Origin of the sequence: Streptomyces antnestii, assembly GCF_004005495.1 — a bacterium.
Lineage (GTDB): Bacteria > Actinomycetota > Actinomycetes > Streptomycetales > Streptomycetaceae > Streptomyces > Streptomyces antnestii.
The window spans coordinates 1-1,042 of sequence record NZ_RZYA01000057.1 but is presented as its reverse complement, the minus strand read 5'-3'; the positions used below and the strand labels follow the sequence as shown (position 1 = coordinate 1,042).

The following is a 1,042-nucleotide window of genomic DNA, read 5'->3' as shown; positions in this document are numbered from 1 at the left end:
GCCCCGGCGATGGTGACGCTGACGTGCCCGGGAACGTTCTGGTGCAGGGTGCTCATGGTGAGCATGACGACGCACGCCCGGTGCGGGGTTCGTTCCGGGGGCGCGCTTCACGCGATCGGGCGCGGTGAGAGTCGGCCGGGGCCCCGGGTTGTGCTGCAGGGACGGCCACTCGAAGCTCCGGGTGGCCGTCCCTTGTCACGGTTGGCGGGGGGTTTCGTTGTACGGGCCCGGGTCAGCTCAGTCCGAGGGACTGCAGTGCGGTGGTCCAGTCGGTGGCGATCGCTTCCTGCGCCGCGGCCAGTGTGACCTTGCCCGAGCAGATAGCGGTGTGGAGTTTCGTCTCCACGGGGTCTTTCTTGTTGTTGACTCCGGTGCCGGGCTGGTGGCCGGGGTCGGCGGGTTCGACCCAGAGGTTGCGGGCGTCGTTGGGGTCGCCGCCGAGCTGGAGTGAGATCTGGTGGTCGTATTCGGCGTCGCTCAGGCTGCCCTTGTAGCCGTACGAGACGGCGTTGAGCTTTTTCTCCTGTGCCGTGATCGAGACGGGCGGGCGGATGCCCTTGGTGTAGCCGCCTTTGCGACAGATCGTCCGGGCCAGGTTCGCTTGTGTGACCGCGGGCGAGGTCGCGCCCTGTGTGCAGGTCCGGTCCGGCAGCGGTTCCTTGTTCTTCGTGTACTGGTAGTGGCAGCTGCCTGCCGGCGGCTGCTTCTGCACCGTGTACGTCTTCTGTGGACCTGCCCCCACCGGGATCGTCCCAGCCGACTCGTCGGGACGTACGGAACCTGACGGCCCGGCAGCCGGCGCTCCGTTCCTCCCGGCCCCCGCGTTGTCGGAGGCTGACCCGGTGCTTGAACACCCGGCCAGCGCAAGGCAGGACAGCAGCACCAGCGGCATAGCACGACGGACAGAATTCATGGCGACCCCTCAAAGAGCAGAACAGAGCTCCCACATGGTTGCCCCGCCGGCGCCGTCAGACCACCACCGGGGCCCGGCGCACAGGCGTGCACCGTTTCACTGCACGATCACAGTTGATGGCCCCGGCGA

The 1,042-nt window shown here is 67.9% G+C and carries 1 protein-coding gene; it reads right to left on the bottom strand.

The window, feature by feature from the left end; translation table 11 throughout:
• Window positions 1-232: 232 nt before the first annotated feature.
• The gene (locus EOT10_RS40915) at window positions 233-742 is read right to left on the bottom strand and encodes a hypothetical protein (RefSeq protein ID WP_431313379.1); all 510 of its coding nucleotides are present in this window, start codon (window positions 740-742) and stop codon (window positions 233-235) included.
• Between the last annotated feature and the right edge of the window lie 300 nt (window positions 743-1,042).